The sequence below is a fragment of the Enterovibrio qingdaonensis genome, assembly GCF_028683135.1.
GTDB lineage: Bacteria > Pseudomonadota > Gammaproteobacteria > Enterobacterales > Vibrionaceae > Enterovibrio > Enterovibrio qingdaonensis.
This window is the reverse complement of sequence record NZ_JAJUBB010000015.1, coordinates 1-17,974: the sequence shown is the minus strand read 5'-3', so window position 1 is coordinate 17,974 and position 17,974 is coordinate 1. Positions and strand designations below refer to the sequence as shown.

The 17,974-nt window shown below is 46.1% G+C and carries 15 protein-coding genes; 6 read left to right on the top strand and 9 right to left on the bottom strand.

The features are described 5' to 3' along the window. Positions 1 to 25 precede the first annotated feature (25 nt). Positions 26 to 721 carry a tRNA (adenosine(37)-N6)-threonylcarbamoyltransferase complex dimerization subunit type 1 TsaB gene (gene tsaB / locus LRP49_RS17790; RefSeq protein ID WP_274143652.1) on the bottom strand — a complete coding sequence of 232 codons (696 nt, stop codon included), beginning with the start codon at positions 719 to 721 and terminating at the stop codon, positions 26 to 28. Beyond that, positions 722 to 2,680: a DNA repair helicase YoaA gene (locus LRP49_RS17785; RefSeq protein WP_274143651.1), complete on the bottom strand. Its 1,959-nt coding sequence runs from the start codon at positions 2,678 to 2,680 to the stop codon at positions 722 to 724. It lies immediately after the preceding gene. Between the two features lie 252 nt (positions 2,681 to 2,932). Here LRP49_RS17785 and purU point away from each other — a divergent pair, with 252 nt between their 5' ends. Then, positions 2,933 to 3,769 (top strand): formyltetrahydrofolate deformylase, encoded by an 837-nt coding sequence (gene purU, locus LRP49_RS17780; RefSeq protein ID WP_274143650.1) that lies wholly within the window; start codon positions 2,933 to 2,935, stop codon positions 3,767 to 3,769. A gap of 85 nt (positions 3,770 to 3,854) precedes the next feature. Here purU and LRP49_RS17775 read toward each other — a convergent pair whose 3' ends face one another. Next, a complete protein-coding gene (locus LRP49_RS17775) occupies positions 3,855 to 4,427 on the bottom strand; it encodes a VOC family protein (RefSeq protein ID WP_274143649.1) in 573 nt (190 codons plus the stop codon). A gap of 339 nt (positions 4,428 to 4,766) precedes the next feature. On the opposite strand from LRP49_RS17775, the gene argS reads away from it, so the two are divergent. Together argS and LRP49_RS17765 are read left to right on the top strand one after the other, a co-directional pair. Then, on the top strand, positions 4,767 to 6,497 hold the full coding sequence (gene argS, locus LRP49_RS17770) for an arginine--tRNA ligase (RefSeq protein WP_274143648.1): 1,731 nt from the start codon (positions 4,767 to 4,769) through the stop codon (positions 6,495 to 6,497). 133 nt (positions 6,498 to 6,630) lie between these two features. Then, the gene (locus tag LRP49_RS17765; RefSeq protein ID WP_274143647.1) at positions 6,631 to 7,653 is read left to right on the top strand and encodes a GGDEF domain-containing protein; all 1,023 of its coding nucleotides are present in this window, start codon (positions 6,631 to 6,633) and stop codon (positions 7,651 to 7,653) included. A 49-nt stretch (positions 7,654 to 7,702) separates the two neighbouring features. Here LRP49_RS17765 and LRP49_RS17760 read toward each other — a convergent pair whose 3' ends face one another. Then, positions 7,703 to 8,305 carry a DUF924 family protein gene (locus tag LRP49_RS17760; protein ID WP_274143646.1) on the bottom strand — a complete coding sequence of 201 codons (603 nt, stop codon included), beginning with the start codon at positions 8,303 to 8,305 and terminating at the stop codon, positions 7,703 to 7,705. A gap of 291 nt (positions 8,306 to 8,596) precedes the next feature. On the opposite strand from LRP49_RS17760, the gene LRP49_RS17755 reads away from it, so the two are divergent. After that, the gene (locus tag LRP49_RS17755; RefSeq protein WP_274143645.1) at positions 8,597 to 9,025 is read left to right on the top strand and encodes an HIT domain-containing protein; all 429 of its coding nucleotides are present in this window, start codon (positions 8,597 to 8,599) and stop codon (positions 9,023 to 9,025) included. Between the two features lie 129 nt (positions 9,026 to 9,154). On the opposite strand, the gene LRP49_RS17750 is transcribed toward LRP49_RS17755, so the two are convergent. From LRP49_RS17750 to znuA, 5 genes are all read right to left on the bottom strand, one after another. Further along, on the bottom strand, positions 9,155 to 9,379 hold the full coding sequence (locus LRP49_RS17750; RefSeq protein WP_274143644.1) for a FeoC-like transcriptional regulator: 225 nt from the start codon (positions 9,377 to 9,379) through the stop codon (positions 9,155 to 9,157). Further along, positions 9,376 to 11,661 (bottom strand): Fe(2+) transporter permease subunit FeoB, encoded by a 2,286-nt coding sequence (feoB, locus tag LRP49_RS17745; protein ID WP_274143643.1) that lies wholly within the window; start codon positions 11,659 to 11,661, stop codon positions 9,376 to 9,378. The genes LRP49_RS17750 and feoB overlap by 4 nt, the downstream gene beginning before the upstream one ends. Position 11,662: 1 nt before the next feature. Beyond that, positions 11,663 to 11,884, bottom strand: a complete 222-nt coding sequence (locus LRP49_RS17740) for a FeoA family protein (RefSeq protein ID WP_274143642.1) — start codon at positions 11,882 to 11,884, stop codon at positions 11,663 to 11,665. A 508-nt stretch (positions 11,885 to 12,392) separates the two neighbouring features. Continuing rightward, complete coding sequence (locus tag LRP49_RS17735; protein WP_274143641.1) at positions 12,393 to 15,146, bottom strand: AraC family transcriptional regulator; 2,754 nt, start codon at positions 15,144 to 15,146, stop codon at positions 12,393 to 12,395. 194 nt (positions 15,147 to 15,340) lie between these two features. Then, the gene (gene znuA / locus LRP49_RS17730; protein WP_274143640.1) at positions 15,341 to 16,240 is read right to left on the bottom strand and encodes a zinc ABC transporter substrate-binding protein ZnuA; all 900 of its coding nucleotides are present in this window, start codon (positions 16,238 to 16,240) and stop codon (positions 15,341 to 15,343) included. 88 nt (positions 16,241 to 16,328) lie between these two features. Here znuA and znuC point away from each other — a divergent pair, with 88 nt between their 5' ends. Both znuC and znuB read left to right on the top strand, forming a co-directional pair. Next, positions 16,329 to 17,096 carry a zinc ABC transporter ATP-binding protein ZnuC gene (gene znuC / locus LRP49_RS17725; protein ID WP_274143639.1) on the top strand — a complete coding sequence of 256 codons (768 nt, stop codon included), beginning with the start codon at positions 16,329 to 16,331 and terminating at the stop codon, positions 17,094 to 17,096. Further along, positions 17,089 to 17,874: a zinc ABC transporter permease subunit ZnuB gene (znuB, locus tag LRP49_RS17720; protein ID WP_274143638.1), complete on the top strand. Its 786-nt coding sequence runs from the start codon at positions 17,089 to 17,091 to the stop codon at positions 17,872 to 17,874. The genes znuC and znuB overlap by 8 nt, the downstream gene beginning before the upstream one ends. Positions 17,875 to 17,974: the final 100 nt, after the last annotated feature.

Below are 17,974 nucleotides of genomic sequence, written 5' to 3'. Positions count from 1 at the left end.
ACACTTTACCAAATGGCTGGGACGCTTATTCGCGACCTGGGAGCTTTTTCCAAGCCACCGTGTCACGAAGGTAAACGGGGCTAGCGTTCTCTGCGTCTACCGCTTCACCACGCTCAAACGCATGATGCGCCAAGATAAGCATATCTTCTGACTCTGGGTAAAGAACGCCACTTTCCGTTACTGATAATTGTAGCTGGCTTGTCAATTCAGGGTAAGCTTGCCAGCCCGTTCCTGCTACATACCACTCACCTTCACCGCAATCAGGTTTAAACATCTCTGGCGGTAATACAGCTTCTTCTACAACGTTTGTCCAATCACCATTGTCGAGGCGTTGATAACCACCTACATAGATCTCATTCATGCGCGCATCAATAGTTGAAAGCACATGTTGAGCCCCCTTACGGCGGTAAGCTTGTTGCGCCATAGCAGCCAACGTTGATACACCGACCATAGGCAAATCAGCCCCAAAAGCAAGACCTTGGGCAATACCTATGCCAATGCGAACACCCGTAAAACTGCCTGGACCTCGACCAAATGCCAGTGCATCCAATTGACTTAGCGTCAATCCAGCTTCTGACAATACGCTGTCCACCATTGGCAAAATTTTGGTGGTATGTTCACGTGGTGCAATTTCGCAGCGAGCAATAATGTCATTACCCACTTTCAGGGCAACGGAACAGTTTTCGGTAGCCGTATCAACGGCAAGGATCTTAGATGTCATTTACACCTCGGGTGCGGCAAGCGTGTCTGCCACATCGTTATCGTTTATTTCTAATGCAGCGAGAAATTCGCTGACTTTTCCCAGATCCCGCGTTCGCGGAATGGGCGGTAAACTGCGCAGAAACGTTTGGCCATACTGTCGACTCACCAATCGGTTATCACAGATGATCAACGCTCCATGATCTTTTTTATCTCGGATTAAACGGCCGACGCCTTGTTTCAACGTGATAACCGCATCTGGGATCTGCACTTGAGAAAAAGGGGCGCCCCCCTGCATTCGGCAATCTTCAATTCGTGCTTTGAGCAACGGATCATCCGGCGCAGTAAAGGGCAATTTGTCAATAATAACACAGCTGAGTGTCTGGCCTCTAACATCAATCCCTTCCCAGAATGCGCCGGTTGCAACCAGCAACGCATTCCCCAGCTCTAGAAATTCCGCTAGCAACTGTTGCTTGGACGTTTCGCCTTGTACAAGAACAGGAAGTTCCATGCGTTCTCGAAAACGCTCCGATAAATCACGTACCATTTGGTGGGAGGTGCAGAGGAAGAAACAACGCCCATTGTTTTGTTCGATAACAGGCTGAAGCATATCCACGAGCTTGTCGGCTAAACCATAGCTGTTTGGCTCGGGTAAGAACCGAGGCACACAAAGGATCGCTTGCGACTCATAGTCAAATGGACTGGGCAAGGTAAACTGCTCCGCAGGCTCTAAACCTAAACGGTGACTGAAGTGACTGAAGTCTTCATTTACGGCCAACGTCGCAGAAGTAAATATCCACGCACCTTGCTGTTGTTGAATCTGCTCTCTGAATTTCTCTGCGACAGAAAGTGGCGTGATATTCAGGCTAAAGTGCATACGGCTGCATTCATACCAATAGGAGTAGCCCGGAATCGTGGTATCGCTTAATCGCTCCAAGCGTGCTTTGAACACAGTAGCGCGATCAAATGCCGCATCCAGTAATTGGCATCGCCCCAGCGAGAGCTTAATGACATCATGCGCTAAATCTAACGCATCTTTCAGGCGTAGCATCTCACGCGAAACCGAGGGAGAGTTTGAAATCTCTCGCCAGTTACCACGAAACCCCGGCTCTCCCAGAATAATACGCATATCAGATGCTGCCTGAGAAAGGCGTTCTGCGACTTTTTCCAATTGCTTCGTATCACGAAGCTCAGTGCGATAAGCGATATGGATGTCTTTCGCCAACTCTTGAAGCTGACGGCTAGACAAGCTTTGACCAAAATACTGACTGGCAATATCAGGAATTTGATGCGCCTCATCGAAGATAAAAACTTCGGCTTCTGGGATCAGCTCACCAAAGCCTGTTTCTTTGATCGCGAGATCGGCCAAGAATAGATGGTGGTTTACAACCACCAAGTCCGCATCCATCGCACGTTTACGCGCTTTCACGACAAAGCAATCTTCATAGCTTGGGCATTCTTTCCCTAAGCAATTATCGTTGGTTGAGGTAATAGTAGGAATGATGGGGCTGTCTTCGGCCAAATCTGCACATTCACCGAGATCCCCGGTTTTTGTTTCAGACGACCAGCCACGCACTTTAACAAGCTGAGAGAGTAACGTTGGGTCCGCCTGACCATCGTGACTTTCGATGATCTGCCGAGACAAACGTTCAGGACATAAGTAGTTCGAACGTCCTTTTAGCAGTGCGACACGGCCTGTGAAACCCAACGTATTCACCATTAACGGTAAATCACGATGATAAAGCTGTTCTTGAAGGTTTTTGGACCCCGTACTGATAATGGTTTTTTTGCCACTTAACAATGCGGGAGCCAAATAGGCATAGGTTTTACCCGTGCCCGTGCCCGCCTCAACCACCAGTTGAGAGCTATTTTCTATCGCTCGTTCGACTGACAACGCCATGTCAGTTTGTGGCTGGCGAGGCTGAAACCCTTTAATGGCTTTTGCCAACGCACCGTCTGTGGAAAAAACCTTCGAAATCATTGTTCATTTATACAGTATTGGACAGCCCTGCATTATGCCAATAAACAAGCGTCACTGCCATTGATCACACTGATTGTTGTATTTATCCCCAAACACATTAAAGATGCTCGAATTCAGATCGCTTGGATGCATTTTGACCTGAATTTGTACATTTGCTCCGCGCAAATTGCGCGAGATTTTGACCTTGACGCAAATTCAGAGTAAAACGTGACAAAATGCATGACGATGTTTTTATGTGAGATTCACGTTTCTATGGAAAGAAAAATTCTGCTGACGGATTGTCCCGACGCCCAAGGCCTCATCGCCAAAATCACCAATATTTGTTACAAACACCAGCTCAATATCATTCATAACAATGAGTACGTAGACCACTCTACAGGTCAGTTTTTTATGCGTACGGAATTGGATGGTATCTTCAATGATGACACCTTTTTGATGGACATTGACCAAGCGTTGCCTGCGGGCAGTCGCCGTAACTTGGTCAATACCAACCGACGCAAGCGCATTGTCATTATGGTTACCAAAGAGTCACACTGTCTGGGTGACATTCTTATGAAAGCGTATGACGGGTCGCTAGACGTGGAAATTTCCGCGGTTATTGGCAACCACAATACACTTGCAGCGTTGACCGAGAAGTTTGATATTCCGTTCCACTTCGTAAATCACGAAGGGCTCGAAAGAGAGCAACACGAAGATAAGGTCGTCGACATTATCGACTCATATGCACCCGACTACATTGTTCTGGCGAAGTTTATGCGCGTGCTGACACCGAACTTTGTGGCTCGTTACCCGCACAAAATCATCAATATTCACCACAGTTTTTTACCCGCATTCATTGGTGCGCGTCCTTATCACCAAGCCTACCATCGTGGCGTGAAAATCATCGGCGCAACGGCGCACTTCGTGACCAACGATCTTGATGAGGGCCCAATCATCGACCAGAACGTTAAACATGTTGATCACACCTTTAGTGCAGAAGACATGGTGAAAGCGGGCCGTGATGTAGAAAAAACCGTACTGAGTAACGCACTTAGCCAAGTCGTCGAAGACAAAGTCTTCGTATATGGTAACAAGACCGTCATTCTCTAACGGATACTTGGAACTGCTATCCGAGCAATCAGAACATCATGATCTAAAAAGGGGCTTACGCCCCTTTTTTACTGTTAACTTACGTTTATTTTTCACTTTCAATAACTTGCTCAAGTGAAACAGGATGTAGCTTCACGCACACACCTTTAAACTTAAATGCCACCGTCGGGTTAGACAAACGCTCACCTTCTCCTGACGGAGAACTCAGTTTTACCTTTACGCCCAAAGACTCAAGCTCAGCCCATCGCGCTTTCAAGTCCGGGAAAGTCATCAACACATCTTCCAGAAACGTTTCTGGCGTGGTGGCGGATGACGGGATTACCCATTCTGCGTGTTCCCAACCCTCTTCCGCATACACTTTATCGCCGGGATACGGCAATTCAACACAGTGCGTTTGCCAACTACCAAACACCAGCGGTTTTTCAGTTTTCACGACCACAATCGGCCTGCCATTGATCGTATTGACTGATAGTTCTTCTGACTCGTTAAGCCACGCTTGATGCAATGACTTCGCCAATGCAAGCTCATTGACACGTAGCGCAATATGGTCCGCTTGATAACCCGACAAATCCAAACCAAGGGTGTCGATCAAGTTCTGCATGCGAACAGAAAACTGAGGCAACGAAGACTTTAGGGCGGCAATGGTTAACACAGACATTTACTTTCTCTTGGCGATATTTTTAGAGGCGTAATGTATCACAGCCACCCCTCTGATAAAGGCGCAAACAGATTGAGAAATAGCATATCCTTGCTACGACTGCCTTCGTGATACTTAAATAATATGATTTCGTTGGATTCAGCTTTTAAACCACGGCCGTTTGTGGGTATTATTGCGGATGTCTCTGAGTGCTGAAGTCTTACAACTAAAGCCGTCAACCATGCCCTGTTTGTACTCGTATACAGTGGGTATTGTTGACGGATTTTTTACTTTAGTGTCAAGCCAGTTCAGTTGAGCCGACAACGCATTCTTGTCGGGAAACAAAATTAAGGTAAACAAGTGAATATTCAAGCCCTTCTTAACGACAAAGTCGCTGCGGCGATGGTTGCTGCAGGCGCACCGGAAGGTAGCCCAGCAGCAGTTCGTCAATCTGCAAAAGCACAATTCGGTGATTATCAGGCTAACGGCATCATGGGTGTTGCTAAGCAGCTGGGATGCAATCCTCGCGATTTCGCTCAGAAAGTGCTGGATGTTCTGGATCTGGAAGGCATCGCGTCAAAAACTGAAATCGCAGGTCCAGGCTTCATTAACATTTTCCTAAGCCCTGAATGGCTGGGAGCACAAGCAGACGCAGCACTGTCTGATAGCCGTCTTGGTGTGACGCTGGCTGACAAACAAAACATTGTTGTCGACTACTCTGCGCCAAACGTAGCGAAAGAAATGCACGTAGGTCACCTGCGTTCAACCATCATTGGTGATGCGGTTGTTCGTACACTTGAGTTCTTGGGTCACGATGTAATTCGTGCAAACCACCTGGGTGATTGGGGTACACAGTTCGGTATGCTGATCGCGAACCTTGAGCGTCATGAAGCGCAAGGTGGCGACATTTCAATGGATCTGAGTGACATTGAAGGCTTCTACCGCGAATCTAAAAAGCTATACGACGAAGACGAAGAGTTTGCAAAAACTGCTCGTAACTACGTTGTACGCCTGCAAAGTGGTGACGAGTACTGCAAAGAAAAATGGCAGCAACTGGTCAAAATCACTCTGGAACAAAACCAACGTAACTACGACCGCCTGAACGTGTCTTTGACTAACGAAAACGTGATGGGTGAAAGCATGTACAACGACATGCTTGCTGGCATCGTGGCAGACCTAAAAGAAAAAGGCCTTGCTGTAGAAGATGACGGCGCAATGGTTGTGTTCTTGGATGAGTACAAAAACAAAGACGGCGAGCCTATGGGTGTCATCATCCAGAAGCGTGACGGCGGCTTCCTGTACACCACCACTGACATCGCATGTGCGAAATACCGCTACGAAACCTTCAATGCGGATCGCGTGCTTTACTTTATTGATTCGCGCCAGCATCAACACCTGATGCAAGCATGGACCATCGTTCGTAAAGCAGGCTATGTGCCTGAGTCAATGAGCCTAGAACACCATGCTTTCGGCATGATGCTGGGTAAAGATGGTCGCCCGTTCAAGACCCGTGCAGGCGGTACTGTTCGTCTGGCAGATCTACTGGATGAAGCTGAAGTACGTGCAGCAAAACTGATCGAAGAGAAAAACCCAGACCTGTCAGCAGAAGAAAAAGCGAACATCGCTGAAACGGTTGCAATGGCTGCGGTTAAATACTCTGATCTGTCTAAGCACCGCACCACTGACTACATCTTCGATTGGGACAACATGCTCGCATTTGAAGGCAACACGGCACCGTACATGCAGTATGCGTACACCCGTGTGGCATCAATCTTCAACAAAGCGGGTATCGATGCAAATGCTATTGAAGGCACTATCATCATTGCTGATGAGAAAGAAAAAGCACTGGTGTCTAAACTGCTGCAATTCGAAGAAGCTGTTCAATCTGTTGCGCGTGAGGGTCAGCCTCATATCATGTGTGCTTACTTGTTTGAACTGGCAGGATCTTTCTCAAGCTTCTACGAAGCGTGTCCTGTTCTAAATGCGGAAGGTGAGACAAAGCAAAGCCGTCTGAAACTGGCTGCGCTTACCGCAAAAACGATTAAGCAAGGTCTTGATCTTCTGGGTATTAAAACGCTAGAGCGTATGTAATTCCCAAAGCGTAATCGCTCTCACAAAACATCTAAGCCCCACCTCTTTATCGTGGGGCTTTTTTATGTGACATTAAATTTTCATACACAATCTAGTATCATTATTGATACAAGGAAGATTTGGAATTTAAGGGATGAGCGAATACGCATTCTTCGAAGCTACACGCATTTTCAAGCGCGCAGTGCCTCTGATGGTAAAGTACAAGGTGCCCACAACCCCGCACTACTTTTCTCTCTGGTATACCTATTGCGCAGGAACCCATCCAGAGCTTAACCAAGCCGTTGATGCAACCGTTGCCAAATTTGGCATTTGCTCAAGAGAGAAATGTGACTCCCTTATAGAGTCCTTTTTGATTGGTGATAGCAAAAAGGAACTCGACAATTTCCGACAAAAAGTCGAGACCCTCGTCGCGGACCTTGGTAACTCCATGGACGCCACCGTCTCCGATACCGAAGAGTTCCAAGACATTTTGTCGTCATCGGTTACAAAGCTAGAAAATGTCCAACACAAAGCATCTTCAGGTGCTGATAATCAGCAAGTCATACACGAGCTACTCCAAGGGTCACAGCACCTTCTGAGTGCTACGTCTCAATACCGACTGCAAGTGACCACCCAAAAAGCTGAAATAGACACCCTCAAGAAAAAGCTTGAAGAATATAAAAATCAAGCGACGAACGACGCACTAACTGGTTGCCTCAACCGCCGCGCCTTCGATCAACAAATGGCTGACTACAACACGCAAAATGTCGAAGTTAGTGTCATCATCGCAGACATCGATCATTTCAAAGTCTTTAACGATGAATACGGACATCAAATGGGTGATAGCGTATTAAAACTCGTGGCAAGCAAGCTCGAATACTCAATGAAAGACTATGGATTAGTATATCGATTTGGGGGTGAAGAATTTGCAGCTTTGGTTCCAAGCGTCTCTTTTACCAACGCTTGGAGTATTGCTGAAAAAGCCAGAGCAACATTAGAAAGGCTGTCAGTCACTGACAAAAAGTCCGGCAAAAAAATAAACTCCATCACTGCATCTTTTGGCGTAGCAAGTCGCCATGCTGGCGAAGATATGGAGGAATTGCTATCTCGCGCTGATGAAGCCTTGTATGACGCAAAAGGTAGAGGAAGAAACTGTGTCATGCCGAAAGCAAGATAGCAGGCATCGCGATGGTCACGCGCTTTAGGTATTTAAGCGCGTCCCTACCTTATTGATTGAACCTCGCGCCTCCGTCTGCCAACCACTGTAATTCGTCTTCCGTGGACAAACGTCCGAGTGCCGCATTTCGATGGGGAAACCGTCCAAAACGTTTAACAACATCATAATGAGAACGCGCGTGGCGATAGAAGTTTTCTAGTAAACCCGCCTCGTCTTTTTCCGACACCTCATCGCAAAGCTGACTAAAGCGAAAAAGCGACTCTTCCTGATCTTCCAAATATTCCGAATGTTGCAGTGGCATATAAAAGAAGGCACGCTGAACGGGAACTAACGCCATATCCTGCGCGCTCGCCATGCCCCGCTTACAAAGGGCCAACGCAAAATCATCATAACGGAAAGCGGCACTTAAACCGCGATAGATATTTCGGCTGAACTGATCCAGCAGAATAATGTGGGCCAGAGCCCCTTCCGGCGACGATAGCCACTGAGAAAGTTTACCCTCTCCCGCCATACTCACATGAGGTAAGAACTTTTCCCGTATCGTGTTATCTGCGCTGCTGGCACCCTCAAACCACAATGCTTTAACCTCTTCGTTCGGACTTGGCATTTCTGCGTCACCAAACCAAAAATCAAGCACTTCGATATAGTCCATTGTTGCTCCTCACTGTGTTTATCATTCGCCTCTCCCAAAGGTACGGCGACGTCATCCAAGACGTAGTGAGCAAACTCCTTTGCTTTCATTGGGTATACACTTTTAGACTAATCTGCTTTTTGATGAGTTGATCGCAAAAGTCCCCTATTTGTGCCTTTTTGTGACTTTTCCATGAATATTGCGCAACATTACGCAACGAATCGACCGATCTGTTTTAGCTAAGTGATTTGGTTTACATTGGTGGGATTAGTCGTTATTTTTGTTTAAAAATAACCAAGATCGAGACCATACATGGCATTTTCACTTCATCCGCGACTTGAAGCAGATACTACCTGGCTTGGCGATTTACCGCTGTGCCGCGTTTTGCTGAGCAAAGAAGATATCGGCCCTTGGCTGATTCTGGTGCCTAAAGTTGAAGGGATCACTGAGATCCATCATTTATCAGAAGAAGACCAAATTCAGTTCATTAAAGAATCGTCTGCACTCGCATCAAAACTCGAGCATTTTAGTCACCCTGACAAAATTAATATTGGCGCATTAGGTAACATGGTGTCGCAACTTCACATTCACCATATCGCACGCTTTCAGACTGATGTTGCTTGGCCTGGCCCTATTTGGGGAAATACCAAAGGCGTGATCCGAGAGGTATCTTTACAAGAAGAAACAGCGGCCAACTGGCAACAACACCTTGCAACCATTGAAGGGTTTGTTTCGGCATAATCGCCTTCGACTAAAATACTCGAATACTCGAATACTCGAATACTCGAATACTCAAGATTCAGCATGCTTGAGTATTCAGAAACAAAAAAAGCGCGGACTCTCCGCGCTTTTTTGTTCTGGCAGTAAGTGTTATTGAAACACAACCAACCCCAGTTCATTTTTCTGAACCCAATGGTAATGCACTGCATCCATCCCCGCTTTCTTGCTGCGGGTGATTTTCAGCTCACCTTTCTTCGTCCAAACAGCGAGCATTGCCTCTATACCGTCTTCCGAAAGAGAAAATGCGTTCGCCAATTCTTTGCGAGAACAATTTGGGTGTTCGATGATGTACTGCTTGAGCTCAGTAAGGATCATATTGCAACCGGACTAAGTTTGTTATTGCCACTCATCGCGTAGCGTTTCAGCCCACCAATAGTGAATACCATGACGGCGATACTTCCCACTATCCATAACGTACTTGGTAGCGGACTCGTCAGTAGCATCATGGCTTGGTAACAAATTATCGTAACTACCACAGCAAGCAGCATGGTCCATCCGGCAATGAAGCCTGCAAATGGACGCCCAAACTCACGGACGTATGCACCCATTGCCGCTACACACGGTGTATACAATAATACAAACACCAAATAAGCAAACGCACCGGCTACCGTAAAGTGATTGTTTAGATTCGCGAAGATACTCATATCAACGCCTTGCTCTTCCGCCACAGCTTCTTTGTTCGGCAAATCACCCACATCAATACCCAATGGGTCTGCGTAGTTTAGGCCTAACAAATTGTCGGGAATTGTCTGTAGTGCTTCCTTCAGACTTGCCACCAAATCAAACTCAGACGCACCTTCACTTTGTGGTGATGAGTAAAGGCTGTTTAACGTACCAACCACTGCCTCTTTCGCAAAAATCCCCGTGATAATGCCTACTGTTGCTGGCCAGTTATCTTCTTCAATACCAATAGGTGCGAAAACAGGCGTTACAAATTGCGCGGCTTTTGACAACACTGATTGGTCAGAGTCCTGATGACCAAATGAACCGTCAGTGCCCATTGAGTTTAGGAAGCTCAATATCGTCACTACAACAACAATGGTTTTGCCTGCACCCAATACAAAGCGTTTTAGTTTATGCCACGTTTTCAAAGTTACGTCTTTTAAACGTGGCCACTCGTAACGCGGTATCTCCATCAGCATGGCATCGCTGTCACCTGGGAACAGAGTTTTACGCAGAACGACACCCGTAAAAATCGCGACGGCAATACCCATTAGATACAACAAGAAAACGATGTTCTGACCATTTTCAGGGAAAAATGCTGCGGCAAATAAGGCATAGACGGGTAACCGCGCGCCACAAGACATGAAGGGAGCCATTGCCGCCGCTAAACGACGCTCTCTTTCCTGATCCAGTGTTCGCGTCGCCATGATAGCGGGTACGTTACAACCAAAACCGAGTACAAGAGGAACAAATGCTTTACCCGGCAGACCAATTTTCTGCATCGCTTTGTCGAGTACAAATGCCGCTCTTGCCATGTAGCCAGAGCTTTCCAACAAAGACATAAACAGATAAAGGCATGCAATAACTGGAATGAAGGTAGCAACCGTTTGAATACCGCCACCAACGCCGTCTGCAAGAATCGTAACCAGCCAGACCGGAAGATGGTTATCTAAAAGATGGTGGCCACCATCGACCAACACAGCACCAACGCTAATATCAAAGAAATCAATGAATGCACTGCCGATGTTTATCGAAAACATAAACATCAAGTACATCACACCGAAGAAAATGGGGAGGCCTAGATAGCGGTTTAAAACGATATTATCGATAGTGTCTGTAACGCGTGTTTGAAACGGCACGATTTGTTTTTTCACTACATGGCAAATATCGGCGACACGACTATATCTTACATCCGCAATGGTCAGATCCAGATCCACCACAGAGCTCAACTCGCGAATGACATTTTCTATATAGTGTTGCGTCTCAACATTTAGTTGATTCAACAAAAGTTGATCACCTGCCAGTAAGCGAATGGCATTAGCACGCTGGAACTCAACGCCGTGCATTTCAAGGTAGGTCGAAATGTCAGTGATCGCTAACTCAACCTCTTTACCGTAATCCAATGATGTCGGTAAAACAGGGTTACCTCGACTAGCGATGTTCGCCAGATCGGTTTTAAACGTATCAACAGAAAGTGGAGACGTTGCCGTTACCGTTAGGACTTCGCAGCCAAGCTCGTTTGCCAGGGCTTCAGTATCAATGTGGAAGCCTTGCTGCTCCATGATGTCCATCTTGTTAAGAACGACAACCATCGGTCGTCCCAACTCACGCAGTTGAAGCGTCAAATACAAGCTTCGTTCCATCGCACTGGCATCAATGACATTCACAACAAGGTCACTTGGCATCGTAAAGAGTGCTTTTACCGCAATGGACTCATCTAAACTGTTGTCACCATCTGCGTGATCAAACGTATAGATGCCTGGCAAGTCGGTGAGAGAAAACGTGCGATCATCAAGAACCGCGCGCCCCGTTTTCTTATCAACAGTGACACCCGCCCAGTTCCCGATTTCCTGACGCCCGCCAGTAAGACGGTTAAATAAGGTGGTTTTACCCGAATTTGGGTTACCAACTGTCAGTAGCTCTTTATTCGTCATTTCAAGCCACCTCAATATTGGTCGCAAGGCTCATTCGAAGCGCAATATCACAACCACGAACTCTAACCTGAATAGGGTCACCCATTGGCGCGATTCGAATCACAGTAACGTCTGTGTCTGGCAACACGCCCATTGCCATTAGCTTTTTACGAGGGATGGCAGGAACGCTCGCCATAGAGACGATTTTTCCTTTAGCACCGGGCTTTAATTCAGATAGCTTCATAGGTCACAACTTAAATGAGAATCAGACACATTTGCGAGTAAAGTATTGCAAAATGTGTCTTAAAGAAAGTTGTTTTTGATCAATGAAGCCGCTTTTTGAAGAGAGCAGCCTGAAAACACATCAACGTCAGCCCCGTTAAAATCGTTAATTTTTTCGTTAAATACGTAAAAAACGGCCTTTCTGTCTTATCTTGATGGGATTATCCATAAACAAATTGCGAAGTTTCAGTACCGCTGGAAAATCGTCAAATTCGTTAAATAACACTGTCAAAGCATTGACGATGGGGTATTTTTTTCGACACGCAACAAAATTTAGTCGGTTTTTTCATGGAAATGAAATAATGGCGGGAAATTACTATCGAACAGACAGGATAAAACGATTAAATGAATCCAAGTTAATCGGAACAGAATTCCAGATGGTGTGTGGTCTCCCACACACCTCCGGCAGCAAGCGAAGGTGTCTTTGACGCCCGTGGTATAGTCAGTCGGCTATACCACGCTCTTTTTTTTCACTCACTCTTTTCCTCAAATTTCTCTCTAAACTGCGTTGGCGTACAGCCATACCTTGCTTTGAAAGACTTCGAGAAATAAGACGGCTCATTAAATCCACAAGCGACAGACACATCCGAAACCTTGCTTCCATTCGCGAGCATGCGCGTTGCATTTTCCAAGCGAGTAGAAATCAGTGCTTCTTTGAACGTATAACCAAATAACGCCTTGAATCGACGCTGTAAGCTTCTCTCTGAAATATACAAGGCAGTCGCTAACGACGACGTTGTATAGTCAGGATCGCCAAAATGGGTATCTATTTCCGCTTGAGCATTAGATTTCCAAGCCTCATCACTGGCAGTTGATGATTCGTCCGCTTCAATAGGTGCATACGCAGGTTGATATGGGTCGGTCTCCACCTCAGAAGCAAGCTCGGCCGATGTGAATACCACCGTGTCAACAAATAGGGGGGGATCCACTTCCCGAGCGGCAAGAATCTCACCATCAGAGATCTTTTCATCTATTGAAACACGTTTCCTTGCACGGAAATTTGACTGGTGAAAGTAAACAAACCCCAACAAAGCAATTACAAGCATCCCTATAATGATGACGCCGAGCTGTTCATACCAAACTCTATCAACCGAGAATGAAAACAACTGCCTCTTCGATTCCTGCCCGCTGGTTAAAGACTCTTTGACAATGAGCGTGTAGTCCCCTGAGCCTAACGCTGAAAACACTAATTGGTTGTCCCTCGTTTTATGCCAAATATCAGAGCCACTTCCTAAGAGTTGATAGCTTACGCCTTCACGAAGGTTAAATGGCATCTGGCTTATGTCGATTTTTGCGGTTGACTTAGCTGGCACTGAAAGCTGAACAAAATCACTTAGTGGCCCCATGCGATAAGGGGCGTCATCAATGTATACCGTACTGACGAAAGAGGGCCGCAATGGCAAGTTGAAAAGTTGATCGAGTGTTTCCGTCGACAAGGAGAATACACCTAAGTCTCCCGCAAAATAGGTTGCCTGCTTTGTCATCTCACAAAAGTATCTGACTGATTGAGATGTCAGTTGGGTGGTCAACACACTTTGTTTTTGGGTGTGCCCCTTGATGTTTCGGAACACGCCTTTCGTGGTGATGTAGGTCATCTCGTTGTCATGCACATATGCACACAGCACCTTACCATTTTCAGTGTGGTTTAATATCGGGTTGGCAGCCCCACCCTCTGTCATTGAATACCCATATACACCATTGCTGGCAACCAACCACAAATTTTCCTTGTCACTCTCACTAAGGTACTTCACCGCACCAACGTCGTCTTTACTGAGAACATCACGGAAGCTTCCATCAAAATAGTGAACGAGTCCGTGAGACGTCCCTAACCATACACCTACGCTTTCCATATCCAAGAGAGACAGTAAACGGGCCTCTCCAGATTGGCTCCAAGATGAATCAAAATCGACCAAGGTTTGACTTTCTGGCCAATAACGAAGAATGCGATTTTCCGACGCTATCCATACAGAATGTTCATCAGCCAAGAGCCTATCTATTGGAATTTCACGCAGTAATTGTGGCAATTCTTCGTCTACTGGTCTGAGCGATTCGGCGTGATACGCATGAAGCCCCGACGCCGTCGCAACCCAAAGTGTATTTTCGAGCACTTCCATGCTTTGAATGGAGAAGTTAAACGTTTTTGATAACACTGGATGCAAAGTGCGGTTCAGCTTAACCAGCTTGTTACGAGAGCCAAGAAAATACTGGCCTTGCCAGTCAACAAATGAAGATATACCCGCTTCCGCTAAGTCCCCATTGAGATGCCCTGAAGGTAGCCGATACAAACCCGCTAGAATTGATGACCGAAAATTCAAACCACTGTCTGATGCAATCCAAAGATCGTCTTTGTCCCCACGCTCTATCGCGGTAACTTGTTGTCCAAGAAAACTAAAGGCATCCGGTTGCGATGTGCTCATTGGTACAAATACCAAATTTTCCGCACTACTTTCTGCAAGGAACAGACCTTTGTTAGTGCCGAGCCAAATACCTTCAACCGTTTTTTCAATGGCATAGCCAATGTTATTCACTAAATAGCGTTGAATAACATGGCCCTGACGAATCACACTAAGGCCTTGCGTTCCCGCAACAAAGAGTGAATCCCCCCATCGTTTTGCATCAAATATCTGTGTATTTGAAGAGAACTCATAAAGAACACGCTGGTGTGTTATATCGATAATCTGATTACCATTGTTGCCCAACACGCCTTGAGATGAGCTGTAAATCTGTATCAGGTTATCTGAACTCAACTTTTCCACACGTTGCTGCTCAATATCAAGGCGGTATCCCCCCGACGTTGCCGCGACAAAAAGTGTATCGCCCCCAGATTCTATATCATTGATATTCAACCCAGACGCATAGTGAGACGGCGTTACTTTCCCTGTTATCAAGTCATAATGGTGCAACTTGTTATCAATCAATAGATAAAGTTTGCCATTGAGTACAGCGATATCACTGACCTCAGGGAGGCTGGGAACAAACAAGGAAAGCGAACGTATTTTTGTCCCATCGTAGTAACTAACAGCACCCGATGAGTCCAGCAGCCAGACCCCCTTCTCTTCGATATACTCCATTGTTTTGATTACCTTGCTTGTCAAAGAGTACTCAAAAGGAAATTGAAGGAAGAATGGGGATGCATTTAAAACCGCACTCGAGAGCGATGAAAGGCCGACAATCAGTGCGATTAAGCAACGTTGAAGTGCAGGCATTCGAAAAGATAAGCGCATGAAAAGACTTCGTTGGAGGTTTAAGGTAATTTTCTCAATTTTCATTACGTTAAACGTGTTTGCTTTTCAGCAATGTGAACCAATTCACGGCAATATCAATAACTACAGCGAAGGACTGAACGACCTCTTGAGTCAGAGGCCGTTGAAGTGAATAGCAAAGCATAGTGGAAGTGATTTCTTAATTAGCGTTGAAGCTATTTAAAACACTCTTCGTAGCGGCTACCAAGTTGCAATAGGAAGTCTTTATAACCTTGCGTCGCTAAATCAATATCCTGTGCCATTGGGTCCAACTCTACGGTTTTTGTGTTCGTATACTTCACTACGCTTTCTACAATCGCAGGGTTAAATTGAGGCTCAGTGAAAACGCAATTTGCTTTGTTTTCCTCTAGGGCTGAACGAATCTTAATCAAGGTGCGCGCCCCTGGTTTTCGGTCTGGGTTGACAGTGAAATGGCCTGTCGGCGTTAGACCAAAGGTATTTTCGAAGTACCCATATGCATCATGAAACAGAAAATAGCCCGGTGCATTTTTCGCATCCAAAGCTGTGTTCAACTGCGCCTCAACCGCCGTAATTTGGCGAACAAATTGCGCGTAGTTCTTTTCATATGTTGCTGCATTTTCCGGCGATGCCTTGCTGAGCGCATCTGAGATCGCCTTAGCGATCACTTTACTTTGCTCTGGTCCTAACCAAATGTGAGCATCAATACCGTCGTGACTATGGTTGTGCCCTTCATGATCAGAGTGCGCGCCTTCTTCGCTATAGTGTCTTAATGGCATGCCGTTCACTGCTGTTAGAGCCAAGGCATTCGCTTTGTCGTTGAGCAGTTTTTTCAGGAAAATTTCCATTTCCGGGCCCACCCAAACAACAAGGTCTGCATTTGAAATCTTTTTTACATCAGAGGGTTTTAGTGCGTAATCATGGGGAGAGGCAGATGCAGGCAAAAGCACTTCAACATTCCCTTTATCACCCGCGATATCTTTTGCAATCAAAGCGATAGGTTTAATTGTTGCCACAATATTGGGCGTTGCTGCACTTGCCATCAATGGCATAGAAAGCAGTAAAGTTGCACAAAAAGCTCGAAATCCTAAGTTCATATTCGTTCCCAAATCCAACGGTTGGCATTCTAATACTTGAGGAAATGTTATATTATAACATTTCATTTTTAAACATTATGCGCAGTTTATGTCTCAGCCCCTTGTCACAATGAACAATGTTTCCGTCGTTTTTGATGGCCGAAACGTATTGGATCGCGTGTCCATGACGCTGTCACGAGACAAAATTACAACCTTGATTGGCCCCAATGGTGCTGGTAAGTCAACGTTGGTCAAGACAGTGATTGGCTTAAACAAGCCAACGGAAGGACAAATAGAACGCCTTAAGGGATTAAAAATTGGCTATGTTCCCCAAAAACTTAGCCTAAACGACAGTCTTCCACTTACTGTGGATCGTTTTTTAAAACTCACTCCGAAATCAAATGATAAGTCCATTCAAGAGGCCTTAGCGTTGGTTAACGCGTCCCAACTGCTGCATGCAAACATGCACACCTTGTCTGGCGGCGAAACGCAGCGCGTGCTGATCGCGAATGCCGTGCTCAAATCACCAGATCTGTTGGTCTTAGATGAGCCGGTTCAAGGTGTAGACGTCTCTGGTCAGTTGGCACTCTACAGCCTGATTGCCAAGCTCAAGGACGTATTAAAATGCGGAATACTGATGGTTTCGCACGATCTTCACCTCGTAATGGCAAAAACCGATGAAGTGATTTGTCTGCATCATCATGTCTGCTGTTCCGGAGAACCTGCCGCAATATCGACGCACCCGAAATACATTGCAATGTTTGGACGAAAAGAAAGTGAGCAACTTGCGTTGTACCAGCATCACCATAATCACGATCATGACCTATCTGGTAGTGCGATAGGCCCATGCAAACATGGGGATCATCAAAATGTTTGAGTTTCTCGCTATTCCACTCATCGCAGGTGTTCTTATTGCTGCATCCGTCGGCCCATTAGGTTCTTTTGTTGTTTGGCGCCGCATGGCGTATTTTGGCGATACCTTGGCTCACGCGTCTTTGTTTGGCCTCGCACTTGGCTTTATGCTGCAGGTAAACCTTACATTGGCACTTATCGCGAGTTGTTTGGTGATAGCAACCTTGTTGGTTGCACTCCAAAGAAACAGTAAAGTCTCGACTGACACCCTGCTTGGCATCATTGCCCATACTTCGTTGTCGCTTGGCTTAGTTGCAATCAGTTTTGTTGACGATTTACGCGTAGATCTGATGTCTTATCTGTTCGGTGATTTGCTATCCGTTAACACCGCCGATTTAGCATTGATCGCATCAGGCTGTGCCGCTGTTCTTGTCGCGCTATACAAACTATGGACACCCTTGCTCGCGATTACAGTCAGTGAAGACATGGCGCGTGTAGATGGCTACAACGTTGACAGGCTAAAACTAATATTGATGTTGTTGATCGGCTTGGTCATCGCAATTGCGATGAAATTTGTCGGCGCCCTGATCATCACCTCATTGATGATTATTCCTGCAGCCACAGCGCGACGCTTTGCTAAGAATCCCGAGCAAATGGCCTTTATAGCGAGTGCGATTGGTGTGCTTGCAGTGTTCGGTGGTATTGGAATGTCTTGGTTCGAGGACACGCCAGCAGGACCATCTGTGGTCGTCGTTGCTGGTGCGCTTTTCTTGCTCAGCCTTTCAAAGAAACAAGACGCCTAGAGTAGACTCTTGCATAAAACGCTCAACAAACCGCGTTTATTAAAACACAAAAAAACCGCTCATTAGAGTAATGCCACTCGCTTAAGAGCGAGTGGCATTA